General features: G+C 59.7%; 16 protein-coding genes. 8 read left to right on the top strand and 8 right to left on the bottom strand.

Annotation, left to right across the window (positions count from 1 at the left end; genetic code table 11):
• The first annotated feature begins 121 nt into the window (after positions 1–121).
• Together ACSQ3J_RS04195 and ACSQ3J_RS04190 are read left to right on the top strand one after the other, a co-directional pair.
• Entirely contained in the window at positions 122–1,285 is a 1,164-nt protein-coding gene (locus tag ACSQ3J_RS04195) for a DUF2092 domain-containing protein (protein ID WP_436038967.1), read from the top strand.
• Complete coding sequence (locus ACSQ3J_RS04190) at positions 1,282–1,494, top strand: hypothetical protein (protein WP_436038699.1); 213 nt, start codon at positions 1,282–1,284, stop codon at positions 1,492–1,494. The genes ACSQ3J_RS04195 and ACSQ3J_RS04190 overlap by 4 nt, the downstream gene beginning before the upstream one ends.
• Here ACSQ3J_RS04190 and ACSQ3J_RS04185 read toward each other — a convergent pair.
• The 8 genes from ACSQ3J_RS04185 to ACSQ3J_RS04150 form a co-directional block, all read right to left on the bottom strand.
• On the bottom strand, positions 1,491–1,967 hold the full coding sequence (locus ACSQ3J_RS04185; protein WP_436038698.1) for a potassium channel family protein: 477 nt from the start codon (positions 1,965–1,967) through the stop codon (positions 1,491–1,493). The genes ACSQ3J_RS04190 and ACSQ3J_RS04185 overlap by 4 nt on opposite strands.
• A gap of 82 nt (positions 1,968–2,049) precedes the next feature.
• Positions 2,050–3,183, bottom strand: coding sequence for a calcium/proton exchanger (gene cax, locus ACSQ3J_RS04180; RefSeq protein ID WP_436038697.1), 1,134 nt, complete (start codon positions 3,181–3,183; stop codon positions 2,050–2,052).
• Between the two features lie 96 nt (positions 3,184–3,279).
• On the bottom strand, positions 3,280–4,506 hold the full coding sequence (locus tag ACSQ3J_RS04175; protein ID WP_436038696.1) for an HlyD family secretion protein: 1,227 nt from the start codon (positions 4,504–4,506) through the stop codon (positions 3,280–3,282).
• Positions 4,507–4,508: 2 nt separating this feature from the next.
• Positions 4,509–4,958, bottom strand: coding sequence for a hypothetical protein (locus tag ACSQ3J_RS04170; RefSeq protein WP_436038695.1), 450 nt, complete (start codon positions 4,956–4,958; stop codon positions 4,509–4,511).
• A 62-nt stretch (positions 4,959–5,020) separates the two neighbouring features.
• Positions 5,021–7,105: an adenylate/guanylate cyclase domain-containing protein gene (locus ACSQ3J_RS04165; RefSeq protein WP_436038966.1), complete on the bottom strand. Its 2,085-nt coding sequence runs from the start codon at positions 7,103–7,105 to the stop codon at positions 5,021–5,023.
• A 421-nt stretch (positions 7,106–7,526) separates the two neighbouring features.
• On the bottom strand, positions 7,527–8,726 hold the full coding sequence (locus ACSQ3J_RS04160; protein WP_436038694.1) for a DNA cytosine methyltransferase: 1,200 nt from the start codon (positions 8,724–8,726) through the stop codon (positions 7,527–7,529).
• A 175-nt stretch (positions 8,727–8,901) separates the two neighbouring features.
• On the bottom strand, positions 8,902–9,363 hold the full coding sequence (locus tag ACSQ3J_RS04155) for a hypothetical protein (protein WP_436038693.1): 462 nt from the start codon (positions 9,361–9,363) through the stop codon (positions 8,902–8,904).
• Between the two features lie 260 nt (positions 9,364–9,623).
• On the bottom strand, positions 9,624–9,935 hold the full coding sequence (locus ACSQ3J_RS04150; protein ID WP_436038692.1) for a hypothetical protein: 312 nt from the start codon (positions 9,933–9,935) through the stop codon (positions 9,624–9,626).
• A gap of 677 nt (positions 9,936–10,612) precedes the next feature.
• Between ACSQ3J_RS04150 and ACSQ3J_RS04145 the strand changes: the two genes are divergently transcribed.
• The 6 genes from ACSQ3J_RS04145 to ACSQ3J_RS04120 all read left to right on the top strand — a co-directional run bounded on the left by ACSQ3J_RS04145 (position 10,613) and on the right by ACSQ3J_RS04120 (position 15,278).
• Positions 10,613–12,163: a replication initiation protein gene (locus ACSQ3J_RS04145; RefSeq protein WP_436038691.1), complete on the top strand. Its 1,551-nt coding sequence runs from the start codon at positions 10,613–10,615 to the stop codon at positions 12,161–12,163.
• Positions 12,160–12,930, top strand: a complete 771-nt coding sequence (locus ACSQ3J_RS04140; RefSeq protein WP_436038690.1) for a hypothetical protein — start codon at positions 12,160–12,162, stop codon at positions 12,928–12,930. Before ACSQ3J_RS04145 ends, ACSQ3J_RS04140 begins: the two co-directional genes overlap by 4 nt.
• 578 nt (positions 12,931–13,508) lie before the next feature.
• Positions 13,509–14,054, top strand: coding sequence for a hypothetical protein (locus tag ACSQ3J_RS04135; protein WP_436038688.1), 546 nt, complete (start codon positions 13,509–13,511; stop codon positions 14,052–14,054).
• Positions 14,051–14,476 carry a hypothetical protein gene (locus tag ACSQ3J_RS04130; protein WP_436038687.1) on the top strand — a complete coding sequence of 142 codons (426 nt, stop codon included), beginning with the start codon at positions 14,051–14,053 and terminating at the stop codon, positions 14,474–14,476. The genes ACSQ3J_RS04135 and ACSQ3J_RS04130 overlap by 4 nt, the downstream gene beginning before the upstream one ends.
• Positions 14,473–14,931: a hypothetical protein gene (locus tag ACSQ3J_RS04125; protein WP_436038686.1), complete on the top strand. Its 459-nt coding sequence runs from the start codon at positions 14,473–14,475 to the stop codon at positions 14,929–14,931. The genes ACSQ3J_RS04130 and ACSQ3J_RS04125 overlap by 4 nt, the downstream gene beginning before the upstream one ends.
• Complete coding sequence (locus ACSQ3J_RS04120) at positions 14,931–15,278, top strand: hypothetical protein (protein ID WP_436038685.1); 348 nt, start codon at positions 14,931–14,933, stop codon at positions 15,276–15,278. Before ACSQ3J_RS04125 ends, ACSQ3J_RS04120 begins: the two co-directional genes overlap by 1 nt.
• Positions 15,279–15,294 lie beyond the last annotated feature (16 nt).

The following is a 15,294-nucleotide window of genomic DNA, read 5'->3' as shown; positions in this document are numbered from 1 at the left end:
TGTCAAATTCACGTATCAGCGACAAGGACCCAATCTGATGTCAAGCAAACCGAAAACGATATCTGAATCCAAAGAACACATTCAAATCCAGCCACGCCGACCATTGGCATGGAAGCGCGGTATGGCAGGGGGCATTTTGGCAACGGTGGCCTTGCTGGCAGTCGCCAATACGGCATCCCAAGCCCAGGATATCGAGACCAAGTATAGCCGAGACGCGATGCAGCAGGCGCTGGAGACGCGGGAACGCTACGACGTTCATGGCCTGCGCTTCGGCATCTCCACCTCGACCTTGAGACCGGGCACGGAAGAGATCCTTGATGACATTGCCACAGCGCTAAAGAATTTCCCAGAATGGGGTTTGAGAATTGTCGGCCACACGGATTCCAGCGGCAATGCGGAAACCAATCAACAGCTCTCCATTGCCCGTGCAGAAGCAATCAAGGCAGCTCTTGTCGAGCGTGGGATCGCTGCCGATAGGTTGCAGGCAGGCGGTGTCGGGCAGACTATGCCTGTCGCCAGTAACGACGGTGGTGCGGGGAGAGCTCTCAATCGTCGGGTCGAACTCGTAAGGACGACGGACTCGGCCGAAGCCAAGAAGTTGCTGAAGGCCATGACGGACTACCTGGCAGGGCAAAAGGCCATGTCGTTTTCCTATGACTCTAATCTCCAGGTCATCACAAACAGCGATCAGAAGCTCGGGCTCGCAAGCTCCGGGACTGTGGTTCTCAATCGACCTGACAAGGTACATACGTCCCGCTCCGGCGGCTTTGTCGATAGCGAGGCCTTGTTCGACGGCAAGACGCTGACCCTGCTTGGAAAGAACGTCAACAAATACACGCAGGTCGAAATCCCCGGCACGGTGGACCATCTGATAGACGAGCTGAAGGACAAGTATGGACTGCCATTGCCGGCGGCGGATCTGCTGATGACAACGGCCTATGACGAACTGATGACGGGCGTTTATGACTCGAAAGATCTCGGAAGCGGCGTCGTCAATGGGACCGAGTGCGACTCTCTCGCCTTCCGCAAGGATGATGTAGACTTTCAAATCTGGATCGCTCACGGCGCAGAGCCATACCCCTGCAGGTTGGTCATATCATCCAGCCAGGTCCGAGGTGGGCCGGAATACAGCGTTCAGATCAGCAACTGGAAATCCGGAGATGCTGCCGCATCGGATGATTTCGGCTTCAACAACACAAGCAATGCCGAAAAAATCGATGTGAACGATCTCAAGCACAGCCTTGGCGATTTGCCAGAAAACTTCATGGTAGGAGACAAGAAATGACCCTCTTCAAGCGCGCAGGAATTATTTGTCTCGTCTGGGCGGCATTGCTGGGCGTGGGGGATCTATCGAAGGATATTCCAACCCTTTCGATCCCCATGCTTGCTCCGGATGCTGTCGCAAGGGTTGGACGTCCGTTGACGCCGGTCAGCGTGGCAGGTGTTGCCCGGCGAACCACCAGGCGTTGCGCCGCCGGCGTCTATAACTGCTAGGCTTGCCGATCGCGGCCTCGGTCTCCGTTTCCGAGGCCCTCAGGTTCGGCTGGCGTTGTCTGGCCGAACCAAAGGACGGCGGAAACCTTGAAGAGGAAGGCCGTCGTCCAACCGAACAGCAGGATGCCGTTCACGCCCTCCAGGGCACTGGCCAGCCGCCACTTTCCCTCGAGCGTGACGTCGCCATAGCCGATCGTTGCGAAGGTGATCGCAGAGAAATAGAGGGCTTCTTCAAAGTCCTGCAATTCACCGGTGAGCTTATAGGCGAGTGCCCAGATGATGATCTCTATCAGATGGGCGATGACAAAGCCGACGACGAACACATAACACCATCCGAGGCGCGAAAGCGGGCTGAGGCTCTCCGCATGACTGAGAGGGCGGATGCCGATGTAATAGAGCCACAGAACGGCGACGCCATGCACGGCGATGGTTGCAAGCAGGAGGACTGTCGCGGTCACGATGACGAGCAGCATGAGCTTTCTCCTGGTGTGCGAGAGATGATGGCGTGGTTCGACATCTTCATGTCCAGCCAATGCGAGTGAAACAAGAACACCATTACATTCCGGTTGCCTGGCTGTTTGCCGCAGGCGGCTGAGTGTCCGATGCTCGAGGGGGCAGCAGGTAAAACGTCATGGCGAGAATCAGATACACCATCAGCAGCAAGACGCCGACGAACCATGTCGAATGCCCGCCTGAGGTCACCAGAACGACGGTCATGGCTGCGAGGAACATCATGACGACCACACCGGGCCAGAACTGCAGGTCCATAGGTGCCGGGCCGATCACATAGCTCAAAAGCACTAGGACCGGGGCAACGAAGAGGGCGATCTGCGCCGCGCTGCCGAGCGCGATGCCGACGCTGAGATCCAGCCGGTTCTTGCGTGCACCGGAGAAGGCCGACGCCATTTCGGCAGCACCGCCGACCAATGCCACTATGATAAAGCCGATGAAGGCTGGTGTCATGCTGAAGGAGGTTGCGGCCTGTTGCACCGAGCCAACGAAGATCTCGCCGACCAGCGCCACCAGCAGCGTTGTGCCCGCAAGCGTCGCAAGTGCAACACTCATTGGTGGGCTGGCGCCATGTTCACCGGCTTCGGGACTGCTGAAGAGTTCGCGGTGGGTCTTTTGCGAAAACAATAACCCCAGCCCGTAGACTACGATGAGAAGCAGAGAGAGGCCGACGCTCAGCTTGCGGGTGAACTCCGACATGGTGACGGAATCTGCGGCGGTCACCGCGGATGGGATCAGGATTGCCACCGTTGCGACGAAGAGCAGGCTCGACTGGAAGCGCGCATTGATGCGGTTGAACTCCTGCGTCCGATATTTCAATCCGCCGACTAGAAATGACGCTCCAAGCAGAAACAGGGTGTTGGTGACGATCGCGCCTGCAATGGACGCCTTGACAAGATCGTGCTGACCAGCCTGCAACGCGGTAAGAGCAATGACCAGTTCCGTCAGGTTGCCGAGCGTTGCATTGAGCAGGCCGCCAGTCGCGTCGCCCATCTTGGCCGCGACACCTTCCGTTGCGTAGCTGAGCAACACGGCGAGCGGAAAAATCGCCAGGATCGACAGGATGAACAGCATCGTGTGTGCGGTTGGCGCCAGATGTTCTGCGGCAAGCACGATCGGCACGAAGACCAGCAACCAGAGTGCCCGGTTGTGGCGGATTTCTTCCAGCAGGCTGCCCATGTTCAAATCCAGTCCGGTTCGATGCGAGGGGGACAATTGCGATTGGGATTAGGAACGTCGGCGGCAAGAGATGCTGGGTGCCGCCGGCGCATACCTTCAATGGCCGTTCAGGACGAGGGTCTGGACCGGAAGCAGCATGGCCTGCATGCGCAGGATCATCGCATGCACGAGGCCGACGGTATCGACGACATGCAGGTACACCCACTTCAGCGTGCCGATGTTCGGGTCGGCAAGGGCATCGTGGTTGTTGGTGTAGGCGTTGGCGATGCAACTGCTGCCGGGCGGCACGCCATCTAGGCCGCCGGGGTAGAGCGGCTGAAGGAAGACGGTGAGCGTTCCGGGCTGGGCCATCTGCTGAACATCGATCAACTGATCGGTCGGCCGCAATTGCCCCGCCGCGATCACGTCCTGAACCTCCGTCACGACGAGCGGGATGATGGTGAAGGGTTTACCGATGCAGGTCGCCTCGGCGATCATGCCGGGCTTCATCACCTGTGCTTCAATCTGTCCGAAGCCGGCGATCAGATTGCCACGCCCCGCCTGCTCGGGCACGAGAATGCCCGCCGGGCGGATCATGGTGTTGACGACATCGCCGACCCGCAGCGTAAACTGCTGGACGGTCCCGGCGACACCGGCGTGCACCGTCGTCTTGTCGAGATCCACCTGCGCCTCCGCCAATGCTGCTTCGGCACTTGCCTTCTGCGCCGGCAGGAGGGTGGCGATCTTGGTTTCCAGCGTCGCCTTGGTGGCAATAGTCGCGGCCACCGCGCTTTTACGGCCTTCGACGGTGGTTGCAAGACGTTCGACCTCGCGTCTGGCAACCGCGTCGGTTTTGAGAAGCTGCGCCTTCATCTCGTATTCGTCGATAGCGGTCTGCAAGGCGCTTTGCGCCTCGCTGATCTGGGCATCAGCCGTTATGAGTTCGGTCTTGGTGACCGTCATTTCGGCATCAAGCTCGGCAATCTGGCGCCGCGCAGTTTCGATCGCGGCCTCCTGCTGGGCGCCGTCCAGCCGGAAGAGCGGATCGCCGGCGGCGACCTTCTGGTTCAAGCCGACATAGACTTCATCAACGCGACCGACCGATTCCGGCAGGATCGTCACCGTGCGGTAAATCGCCGTGACGCTCTTGGTCGAAGGGTGGAAGTAAAAGATCATGGTGATCAGCGAAACCGTCAGCAGCAGACAGGCGCTGATGCCCCAGCGGAGCTCGTACCACATCGTGTAAAGCGTGATATCGACGCCGATCCTCTTTCCTTGGCCGTAGCGACGGAAGAGGTAATCCGGGAAGATCGTCAGCATGGAGCACAGGATCAACTCAAGCATGTTCAGATCCCTCCGCCATGGGTGTCGGTGCGGACCTCGGGTTCCGGCAGAGGTGCCGGCTCCCTGTGTTCGATCGGTCCGGGATTATCGATCTCCTCATCGACCGTGGGCCTGCCGGAGAGCTTCGCCAGCGAATCCGCGATCGAGTAGAGCGGAGTGGAAAAATCCGGAATGTGAACGAAGGCGAGCAACAGACCGGCGATCCAAAAGAGGTGGTTGTGGGTGAAGAGCGAGATCAGCGCCAGAACGGCGACGATCTCCATCTGCACCTTGCTGGTGCGATGCGCCATGCGTTCGGGCACAGCATGCAACTGAAAATACAGGTTGCCGATCACCAGCACGACGACGATCAGGAAAATGATGACCCCGTTGAAAAGATAGTCCGTCTGCCCCGGCGCCGTGATGAAGGGCGGTAAGTGTTCAATCGCTGCCGGATGTATTGTATCGGCCATGCAAGCTGCTCCTTCGGGTCGATGACTAGGTGATCACGAGTACACAACAAATCGACAGATGCCTACAATCTCAGCAGCCAGGCTTCAATCTTTCCCTTGCCCTTGACTTCGATCGTACCACGCGTCTCGAAGGCAAACTGATCCTTGAGCCTTTCGTAGACTGGGCGTGTGACCTGAATGGTATCCGGGATGCCTCCAGATTCCATGCGGCTCGCGAGATTCACCGTGTCACCCCACAAGTCGTAGATGTACTTGCTCGTCCCGATGACACCGGCCACGACAGGACCGGTATTTATGCCGACCCTCAGCTTCATCGACGTGTTGTGTTCTATGCCGTGCTCGCGGGCAATGTGGACCATGCGAATGGCCATGCGCACCATGCGCTCGGCATGGTTGGCAACCGGTTCGGGCAGGCCGCAGACCGCCATGTAGGCGTCGCCCACCGTCTTGATCTTCTCGATGCCGAGTTCGTGGGCAGCGGCATCGAACCGTGTGAAGAGTTTGTTGAGCAAGGTAACGACCTCGCCAGGTGGCATGTCGGACATCAACTCGGTGAAGCCGACAAGATCAGCGAAGACGACCGTCACCTCCGCAAACCCGTCGGCAATTCCCTCCTCACCGCCCCGCAGTCGATTGGCGATAGGCGCCGGCAGAACGTTCAGGAGCAAAAGCTCGTTTTCCCGATTCTTATTTTCGATCACGATATTCTTCTCGTGGAGATCAACGACCATGCCGTTGAAGGCCGAGCAGAGCTGGCCGATTTCGTCTTGCGAGCGGACCGGCACGCTGGCACCGTAGTCCCCCGCAGCGAAGCGTCTCACGCCAGCCGTGAGCTCGCGCAAAGGTCCAAGCAGCGCGTGTGAGAGCCAGGCGGCGGTGGAAGCCATTGCCAGCAGCATCAGCCCCCCGAGAAGCAGCAGGTTCCGGCGTAACTTGTAGATTGGCGCAAATGCCTCAGCGGTATCGATCTTAGCCACTAAAGCCCAGTTGACGCCGGAAATGGCGAGCGGTCCCCAGGATGCGAGGGTCGGGACGCCGCGATATCCGATAATTTCCCCCGTGCCTTCGACGCCGGCGAGCGCCGCTTGCGTGGCCTTGGTGTCAACGCGCTGATGCAACACAGGGGTCCCGTAGCTTCGGATCGCGGCGATCTCCTCTTCCGGCGCGCCAACGGCTTTGAGTTCGGCGAAATAGGTCTCCCGATTTTCATAGAACGCCCGTGGGCCGGAGCGGACCAGATGATCGGGCCCGACGAGATAGGCCTCACCCGTGTCGCCAAATCCTTCCTGCCGCCAACGGCGGCCGCCGGTGACCACGTCGTCGATCTCCGCGTTTGATAATTGCGCGATCAACACACCGATGACGACGCCTCGGTCAACGATAGGCGCTGCCATGAAGGCCGTTGGCGCCCCACGCGATGGCGCATAAGGGGCAAAATCCTCCAGGCAGACGGTCGACCGGTCGAGGGGCACAGTACAACGGGCGACGGCGGTGGCGACACTGGTGTTGCGATACGGACCGACTTGCAGAGACGTGGCGAAGTCCACCTCTTTTTCGACCGTATAGATCAGGCGACCCGATTTGGGGTCGGCCATCATAAGATCAAAGAACCCGACCGTTGCGGCTGCGGCGCGCATCAACGGGTGATAGATGGCGTGCAGTTTGCTGTAGTCGCTTCTGTCGCCGGGATCGTCGATGAGCTTGCGTCGTTCCTTGGGATTCGGATTGGCGACGATATAGTGATATTGCAAATAGTAGGAAGCGGCGTCGACTGGCAGATAATCAGCCACAGCCGGTTTTTTGCCCTGAACACGCGCAATTGCGGGTATAAAATCTTCGGTGTACCAAGCGCCCACCTTCTCGCGCAACTCGGGTGAAGCGCCGTCTCGATCGAGCTTGTCCGCCGCGATGCGGAACTCGCGTGTGGCATCGACAACCATCTTGGAATTGGCAAGAAGACGCAATTCGGCATCGATTGTGCGGAAATAGTTCTCGACTTGGCGCGTTTTGGTTTGCCGGGCGGCCGTGAGCTGGTCGAAAATTGCCTTTTCGAGGGCGCCGCGGGCCTGGAAGTAACCAAGTACCCCAGTAACCAGCACTGCAATCGCGCCCAACAGGACGAGGGTGGTAAATAGTTTAGCGGCCAGGCCCCAATATGCGGGGCGGGATGAGCCCGTCAAGGTTACCTCCTAGCCATGCCTGCCGAATTCCCGGAAGCAGCAGCGTGATATTACTGGATTGGGCAAGTTGAGCAAATCGATAATCGGTTAAGGCGATCATCGATATCTCCCGTACATCGTCTCAGGTCCCATTTCGCCGATGGTCGGTATTTCGCAAGGACTACGTTTTGCATAACTTTCTGATTCACATGCTGCACTTGCGGAAAAGCGACCAATCCCAAACCTTCGCACCAAGGCGCCCCATGTCCGCTTTCTCTCAGGGTGCCTTAATAGCGGACTGTCTGCAGGCGGCCCCATACCCGCCGGCAGCCGAGAGCGGAAATTATTTCCACTTCGCGCCTCGATATCAGCCACTATTATTCTATTGGGCTCCCTGTTCTCGACGGCCTCATGCCGCTTTCTTGATGTTTGTTTTCCTAGCCTTGGCGGCCTTCTTCAACGGCACCTGCCGCTGTTCGTGCCGGAACTCCGCATGCAGACGCAGCGCAACCCGCAGGGCGCTCTGTGTCTTCGAAGGCAGTTCCTGAAACTCAGGCACCCCTTCGAGTTGGGCGATCTCCAATGCGGTATCGGCGAGTAGCCTTCCGCCGAGCAGACGCCTCGCTCGGTTCGCCTTTGTCCGAAAATCATCGATCGTTGAAGGAGCGTGGCCACGACCCCGAAGCCACACCGAGAATGCCTTCTCGAGCAGCGGCTGGGTCTCGCCGCGCTGCCGCCTGAGAATGACCGACGCGATAGCGCGAGCCAGGGGAACAGGGACCGCGTTGGCGACCATCTGATCTCGATCCTCGAGGCCGCACGAAGACCAATCGAAGTCCGGTGGGAAGCCCTGCAAGGCCGACACGTGGTCGCGTGTCAGTTCGGTGACGGTATCGCCGACGGCATCCTTCTCCGTCGGCACGAAGTCTGGCGGCACTCGGCGAGCGTATGTCGAGCGGACAGTCGGCGCTGGCTTGTCGGCCGACCACAGGCGTTTCTTAAACATATGACGTGGGTGGACATAGAGCGTGTCGCCAAGTCCCTCACCGAGGGCTTCCCGCGCCGTCATTGGCTCTGATGATGCCGCGCCCACCAACGCGTCGGTGAGGAAACCGTCATCTTCGCACAGACGACCGACGACGATTAGACGTTCGCGGGTCTGTCCGGTACCGTAGTACGCGGCATCCAACTTCGCTACAGTGAAACCGTACCCGGCATTTCGCAGGATGGCCTCCGCCTGCCCCCATGCTTTCGACTTCAAAGTCCGGGGCACGTTCTCCATGAGCAACCACTGCGGGCGGACGATGGCGATCAGCATAGCATAGGCTGCCGTCAGGTCAGCGCGTTCGCCTTCCTGACGTCGTCCGGCCGTAGAGTAGTCCTGGCATGGCGGGCCACCGACGATGATGTCGGGGCGAAGTCCGAACAGGACGGGGGCGACATTGGCGATGTCCTTCAGGTCGGAAACCCATGCATGCTTACCGACATTGCGACGGTAAACTTCGACCGCCTCCGGCCAGGCATCGAGGGCATGGACGATTTCGAAACCAGCCTGCCGGAAGCCTATCGACATACCGCCAGCACCAGAAAAAAGTTCGACGACGCGCATCCAATTCCCTACGAATTACCCCAGTGAGCCTTCACTGGGGCGATACCATGAAAAAACCGTTATCTCGACTGCTTAAATTTGTCTCGGGAGGCGGGACAAGCGGTAACGGCGACAAGGTGCGCGCAGCCCCGACGAAGCGAGACCGGGGGTGGTGCACGCTCTTGCATCGCGTGACCTACGACACACGACGAGGGAGCCGGACGATCCGCTCGTCTTCGGCGCGCAGAACCATGCGATTGAGCTCATGTACGTTCTTTTCCTCGTGCGGTTCAAGCATCCGAGGCGCGGCGTCTCCGCGGAATGTCCCGGCAGCATCACTATCCATTATCCACTGTAGTTCCCGACAGCATGCGACCAATTCGCGCAACGCCTTCGGATGCGCGAATAAAGCCGTCGCTGTGTCGTCGCCGATATCGATATCTTCGATGTAGAAGCGCTCTATGTGGGAACCGCGCAGTACGACATTCCAGATGTCGGTGAAGCCATCGTCATCCTGCAGGATTTGGATCTTCTCGAACCGCTCCCAGGCGCTCAGAAGAAGCCGCCATTGCCAGACCAAGCCGATCTGGTGATACACGACGCGATGGTCGATTTCGTTGTGGAACCTGAATTTTCCGTAGGCCGCGATCTGTCGCATGTTGTCCTCCATCCATGACGGATGTTCTGTCCGCCGGCGGAATGCGGCAACAAAAAAAGAGGCCGGGACATGCCCCGCCAGTCTGAAAGGAAGAACACGACCTCCCGCATGAGGTGTTGAGATGATGGTAGGTGCCGGCGATGTCGGCCGCAGGCTTGTCCGCGGTGCTGGAATTCTTCGTCAGGCATCACGCCGTGAACCGCAAGTTTTGCGTTTCTCGAACTTGGAGTAACGGGTGGAAACGGAACCCATGATAGGTATCACGCCGTGACGCTAAGAGCTGCCCGAGCCAGACGTCGCTGGATCGCCGAGGTCGCCCTGTCGCGGTCGTATCCCTTGCCCAGCAGTTCCCGCCGCGCCCGAGAGAGCGCCTCCGTCAGGAACGCCTTCAGTGCGGCATCCTTGACCTCCGCCGCCTTCTGCTCCGCCGCGGCCCGGCACAGTGCTACGGCCAGAGCCGCATCCACAGCATCCGCCTCCGGTCGCCGTTCGTCGCGAAGACGCTTACGGTAGTCCCGCTGCCGCTCCTGGTGCCTTTTCCGTTGCGGCTCTGTGCTCCCTGCACGTGGCATGTCCGCCTCCTTCTCTCACTACGTGATGCCTTCGGCTATTATTGTGCTCGGCTCTCTGCATGCGGCAAACCGCCGGCGAATCAGGGATCTGTCCAGCATTTTGTCACTACGTGAGGCCACATCCAGGAGCCTCATTTGACTAGGGCCGCCGGCCGTTGCATCGTGCTCACTTTCCGCGGCATCGAGGTCTTCCCCGTCGAGAGGAACCAAGCGGTTGCTCCGGGCGCACGACAGTCATGCTCGAAGAGCCCCGAGCCGAAGGCGATCAAGGCCCAGTCGAAAAAACACCCTTTTCGATGACCACCGGAGGGGCCTCACGCCCTAACTACTTTAGGATTCGCGCGCGCGTACGAGAGGGATGCTCAGAAGGCCTTGATCCCCAAGGAGATGTCCATATTGTTTTCGTCCCAAGATTCACGATATTAGAATCTGCTACAATACGTCTTCGTCCCAAGATTCCCGTGTTTTCGACCCACAGTCATGGAGACCGGGACCAGAAACGGTGTTCGCACCCCGCCAGAATGGGCTGAAGCCCCTGGTACATGTTTTGTCCCGCCCACGGCGCGCAGGGGACGCAAAGCGTTTCATGTTGTGTGTCCCACGGTCAGGAAAGACGGGACGGAGACTTGCGTCGTGCTCCGCCGGCGACGACCATCGTGGTAAGGAGGACGACATTCATGACCGCATCTGCATTCTTTCCAAACCCTCAAGGGAGCCTTTCAAAAGCGTTGTCCAGACCCGGACAACTGTCGAAGGTCGGCCCACAGTCTCCGCGGCCCGTTGAGCTGCTGGGAAGCCTGACCGTCACGGGCGGCTCCGATCTGACGGCGAAGGACGCCGCGCTCAGCGAACTGCTGATCTCGTCCGCCTACGAGGGCGAGCGTTCCATGAACTCCGAGACGATGTCCATTCCGATGGCGTTCATCCTGCGGTATCTCGGCGAGGAAACGCGCCGCGACCACGTTCGGTCGTCACTGAACCGGCTGAAGTCCACGCTGGTGTCGTTCAGGGTTGGCGACGAGGAATATCAGGATGTCGCTCTTCTGAACGGCTGGGTTCGCAAGACGCAATCCGAGGACTCCGTGTTTTTTTCCCTACCGGAGCCGATCCGCGCGGTGATGAGCGACCGGGCGCACTACGCATACGTCGAACTCGCCGCCCTGCCGACGATGTCGTCCACGTACTCGTCGAGGATCTACCGGCGTCTCGTCGCGGCCGTGTCGGAAAGCGGCAAGCGGTGGGAGCCGGGTTCCGACAACGCCCTGACCATCGAGACGACGCCGGAGGAGGTGGCGTCGTGGGCCAGCTTTCCGAGGCTCCGCGACGGACGCCTGCACGTGGGGAAGCTTCGCGAACGCGTGCTCGCCGGACTTGCTGCCGACTTCGCCGCGGTGCAGGCTTTCAGTTTCTCGATGAGCACGTTTGTTGGCTCAGGGCGCGGGCGTCCCCTTGAGAGAATCGTCTTCCGGCTCGAGCTGTCGGCTCCCAGCCAGTACAAGACGAGGCTCGTCTACTCCGCGGATCACATGCGCTTCGTAGGCGGAGGAGACCGGAAGGACCTGCGGGTCAACTCCAGCGTTTGGATGCGCGCGCAGCAGCAGTTCCGAATTTCGGGCCGCAGGCTAATGAGCCACAGGGATTGGTTCGAACTGTGGCTGGCCGCGGTCGAGGAGATGGAAACCGGCATCCCCCTGACTAGGGAGAGCGAGATGCGCGTATTCCGCGGCGAAGGCTTGAGGACGAAGATCGATCTCCTCGGAGCGGACCAGGCGGCATGGGGCTTCTGCGCCGAAGAGGCGGATGTTCCGGACATCGCTCTCCGTAAGGACCTCACGAAACTAGGCGCGGAAGCGCGCGAAGCGCGGAAGTCCCGCATTGGCGCGAAAGGTTTGCCCGCCGCTGAGGCGGTTGTCGATGACGCGCCTGAGCTCCCATCTAAGGACGACAATTCGAGCGGCGCGCACGACACCGATTTTGACGAAGCATCAGAGGTCCATCTGACCGTCGATGCGGCACTGACACCGCAAGAGCAGGATGACATGGTCTTCAGCCCGCTTGCCGGGTTCGAATTTCTTGGCAACGACCCGAAGAAGATCATCGTGCACTTTCGCCGAAAAGGCATCTCAGATACGTACGTAAGGGAGGCCCACCCGACCGAAGACTGCATCGTCGCCCTGCTCAAGTTGCTTGGCGGCCACATCGAAGGCGTTCAGGAGTACAGGAAATGATCGACCAGCGAGCCATCGTCATCTCCGTCGCGAAGACAATCGTTCCCGGCCAGCCGCTGCTTGGGGAATTGACCGCATCCCTGTCCGAGGCGTCAAAGGGCTGGGACGGCGAACAGTTGCCGACGTACTTCCTGATCCGCCTGGAAGGATACCAGAGGCCCCTCTCATGGAAGGTGGGGGACATCTCTCACGACGTGCCGGCGCTCACTGCGTGGTGCGAGACGACATCGGGAATCGGTCGCATTGAGACCGCCAGCTACTTCGATCCCGTGCAGCCACCACGTACGGCCCAACGGACCCGCATCGAGAGGAAGAAGGTCGTCGCCGACGGTTCGCTCGACCGCTCCATGAAGCAGTCGGAGGTTGTTCCCGCGCTGCGGCCGCTGCTCACGGCCGAGGGACGCCGTGAGTGCGACGACATCTGGTGCTTTCTTTCGGCCTTTGCGCAAAAGACCCCAGGTGATGTCGAAGTGATGGAGCGGTTCCTCACGGAGTTGCCGGAGAAAATGCCGGCCGTCTACGCGGCCGATCGGGTCTTGAAAGGCATCCTGTCGGCATCCATGCGGGCTATCGTCGAACGGCGGCCGGGTGTCACGATGGTCTGCTGCAGTTGGCCGCTCGATCTTCGCGACGGGCGTCCGGACTTCGCCACCATCCAGAAGAAGGCGAAGGAGCTTATCGAATTCAAGCGTCCGGCGAAGGAGACGGCCACCATCCACAGGGACGACGACATCGACGTGGAGCTGACGGCGGCGAAGTATTTCTAACCTCCTTGACGCCCGGCCACCCCGGCGTCTTATTGACTGACCTAACGTATCGAGGATCGGCATTTTGGAAAACGGCACAGCCCCGACGGAAGAAGAATTGTCTCTCGCCCCGGTAATCGAAGAATGGCGAGTGATGGACGTAACTTTCGGTCGGACGACGGCCCCGCAGATTTTCGGGACCTTCCGCGGCCACCCGACAATTCCAGACGGACAGTTCGCACACACGTCCGATGTCATCTACCTGGATGATAGCGATCCAGCCCGCTGGGCGATCTGCGCGAGCAGGACATATATACTAGGCACCCTGGAAAACGGTCGAGTAATTTCTGAGACCTGATGGAACATTCCTGATTCCGAGGACCTATTCCCATGGAAATCATCAGCGATCGCACTTTCTTAGATCTGATTGTCGATGATGCATTTTAAGGGCTCCCAAGAGCACCAAGTTCCGCTATGAAGTCCTCGAAGTATAGGAAGGGACGCTCGAAGATGAGTGCACGACTGCGAATAGCACGAATAGCCAACTGACCGCCCCGCGCGGCCAGACTGCCTGTTTTTGTATTTCGTAGGAGTTCTCCATGCCCTTCGTACGCAAGTTTTACACTTCCGACACCCACTTCGGTCACACCAACATCCTCACGATGCAGCCGCGCAAGTTCGCGACCATCGAAGATCATGACGCGTTCCTTATCGAGAAGTGGAACTCGGTCGTTGGTGACGACGACATCGTGTACCACCTGGGCGATTTCGCTATGGCACTGCACGAGCGCGCAGACCGTGTGCGCTGGATTTTCAGTCGGCTCCGGGGCCGCAAATTCCTAGTTCTCGGCAACCATGACGTCGACAAGCACGGCAATCCGCATGCCACGGTGCTCTCATTGCCGTGGGAAGCACCCCCGACCGGTTTCCGCTTCACGGACGATGGCGGCCGCCGCGTGATCCTGGCTCACTACGCGCAGCGCTCGTGGCAGCACCAGCAGAAGGGCTCGGTTCATTTCTTCGGTCATTCCCACGGTCATCTCCTCGGCGAAGGACTGAGCCGCGATGTCGGGGTGGACATGCCCGACACCGACTACACGCCTCGCACTTTCGAAGAGCTGACGAAGAACTGGAGGCTCAAGTGACCGACCGTCATCCTAAAGGATTCGACCCGATTCAGCACGGACTTCTCCAGAAGCTGTACGGCGACCTCGTTCCCCCGCTCGAGTCCATCCGTGTCCGGGCCGGGCTGCATGCCGTGGTCGATAACCTGTTCGCGCAGCTCGGACGACTGCCGTCTCGGCGCGGCTTTCGCATCCGCCGTATCGAGACCCGCAATGCCGGATTTCTCGTCATCGAGACGAGCGGCGTCGCAGCGGGCGCTGAAGACACCGTCGGTGAGGCGAAGGAAGCCGCCCGCAGCACGTGCGAGCACTGCGGAAAGTCCGCGCGGCTCGTCGTCAAAGTGGGCCTCGAATCCTTGCCGACGGCGCCGGATCTTGAACTGGGAGACCGCCTCTTGTGCCTTGATTGCGCAAACGACTTTCGGAAAGAGACTGGCCTATGATGACCGCTGAGCATCTGTATTCGAAGTATCCTGAGGTCCTCTACGCAGGCGATCTGCGTGATGTCCCGTTGGGATGGCTGGACATTGTTGACCGCTACTTCCAAGTCGTCGCGACCATCATGGAGGGCACTGGCTACGAGGTCGTGACCGCTAAAGAATACCAAGGCGGTCTCGACTGGATGTGGACGTCGCCGGTCTCTGCAATCACTTCGGAGTGTCATCAGGTCATGGACCGGGAGGATGTCCTTCTCGAACTGCGCAGCTTTCACACCTGCCGTGTCTGTGGTCTGCCCGGCTTCGGCTGGGCTTCGGGCCGCACGATCACGACCGCGTGCGAAGAGCACGGCGTTGGGAAGCTCATCATCGCGCGGCAGCCCCTTGTCCGCCGCTTGTCGGACGGAGCCGTCCGGTACGATGAGGCTGCCGACCAGCTCGTCAATTCGGAAGACGTGTGATGCCTATCCATGATGTTTTCGCGCGACATCCGCTCGCGCGCGGAAGCCTCCACGCATCGTGCGAAGACGGCTGGCTCGTTCTTATTGACGACTGCTTGACGCAGCTCGAAGCGTTCGGCCAGCCGATCGACGTTCTCCAGATCGGCGAGAAAATGGGCGTCCTACAGATTAGAATCGCGACGCCGAGCGGGCTCCCGCGCGATGCCCAGCGCCAATGGGAAGACATCATCCACGCGGCGGAAGAGGCCAGCCTAGAGACTTGCGATGTCTGCGGCAAGGCCGGACGGCTCCGGCAGTCGACGACGGGCACATACGCAACACGATGCGACGAGCATAAGGAGATCTGACGATGACTATCACTCG

Source organism: Rhizobium sp. LjRoot98 (genome assembly GCF_964252935.1).
Taxonomy (GTDB): Bacteria; Pseudomonadota; Alphaproteobacteria; order Rhizobiales; family Rhizobiaceae; genus Pararhizobium.
The sequence above is the reverse complement of the archived record's forward strand: the minus strand, read 5'-3'. Positions and strand labels throughout refer to the sequence as shown.

Coding starts and splice junctions, on each gene's coding strand:
- ACSQ3J_RS04160 (WP_436038694.1), bottom strand. CDS start 8,726: ATGCGCGTCGTCGAACTTTTTTCTGGTGCTGGCGGTATGTCGATAGGC.
- cax (WP_436038697.1), bottom strand. CDS start 3,183: ATGGGCAGCCTGCTGGAAGAAATCCGCCACAACCGGGCACTCTGGTTG.
- ACSQ3J_RS04135 (WP_436038688.1), top strand. CDS start 13,509: ATGCCCTTCGTACGCAAGTTTTACACTTCCGACACCCACTTCGGTCAC.
- ACSQ3J_RS04120 (WP_436038685.1), top strand. CDS start 14,931: ATGCCTATCCATGATGTTTTCGCGCGACATCCGCTCGCGCGCGGAAGC.
- ACSQ3J_RS04170 (WP_436038695.1), bottom strand. CDS start 4,958: ATGGCCGATACAATACATCCGGCAGCGATTGAACACTTACCGCCCTTC.
- ACSQ3J_RS04175 (WP_436038696.1), bottom strand. CDS start 4,506: ATGCTTGAGTTGATCCTGTGCTCCATGCTGACGATCTTCCCGGATTAC.
- ACSQ3J_RS04195 (WP_436038967.1), top strand. CDS start 122: ATGGCAGGGGGCATTTTGGCAACGGTGGCCTTGCTGGCAGTCGCCAAT.
- ACSQ3J_RS04190 (WP_436038699.1), top strand. CDS start 1,282: ATGACCCTCTTCAAGCGCGCAGGAATTATTTGTCTCGTCTGGGCGGCA.
- ACSQ3J_RS04185 (WP_436038698.1), bottom strand. CDS start 1,967: ATGCTGCTCGTCATCGTGACCGCGACAGTCCTCCTGCTTGCAACCATC.
- ACSQ3J_RS04125 (WP_436038686.1), top strand. CDS start 14,473: ATGATGACCGCTGAGCATCTGTATTCGAAGTATCCTGAGGTCCTCTAC.
- ACSQ3J_RS04140 (WP_436038690.1), top strand. CDS start 12,160: ATGATCGACCAGCGAGCCATCGTCATCTCCGTCGCGAAGACAATCGTT.
- ACSQ3J_RS04145 (WP_436038691.1), top strand. CDS start 10,613: ATGACCGCATCTGCATTCTTTCCAAACCCTCAAGGGAGCCTTTCAAAA.
- ACSQ3J_RS04155 (WP_436038693.1), bottom strand. CDS start 9,363: ATGCGACAGATCGCGGCCTACGGAAAATTCAGGTTCCACAACGAAATC.
- ACSQ3J_RS04150 (WP_436038692.1), bottom strand. CDS start 9,935: ATGCCACGTGCAGGGAGCACAGAGCCGCAACGGAAAAGGCACCAGGAG.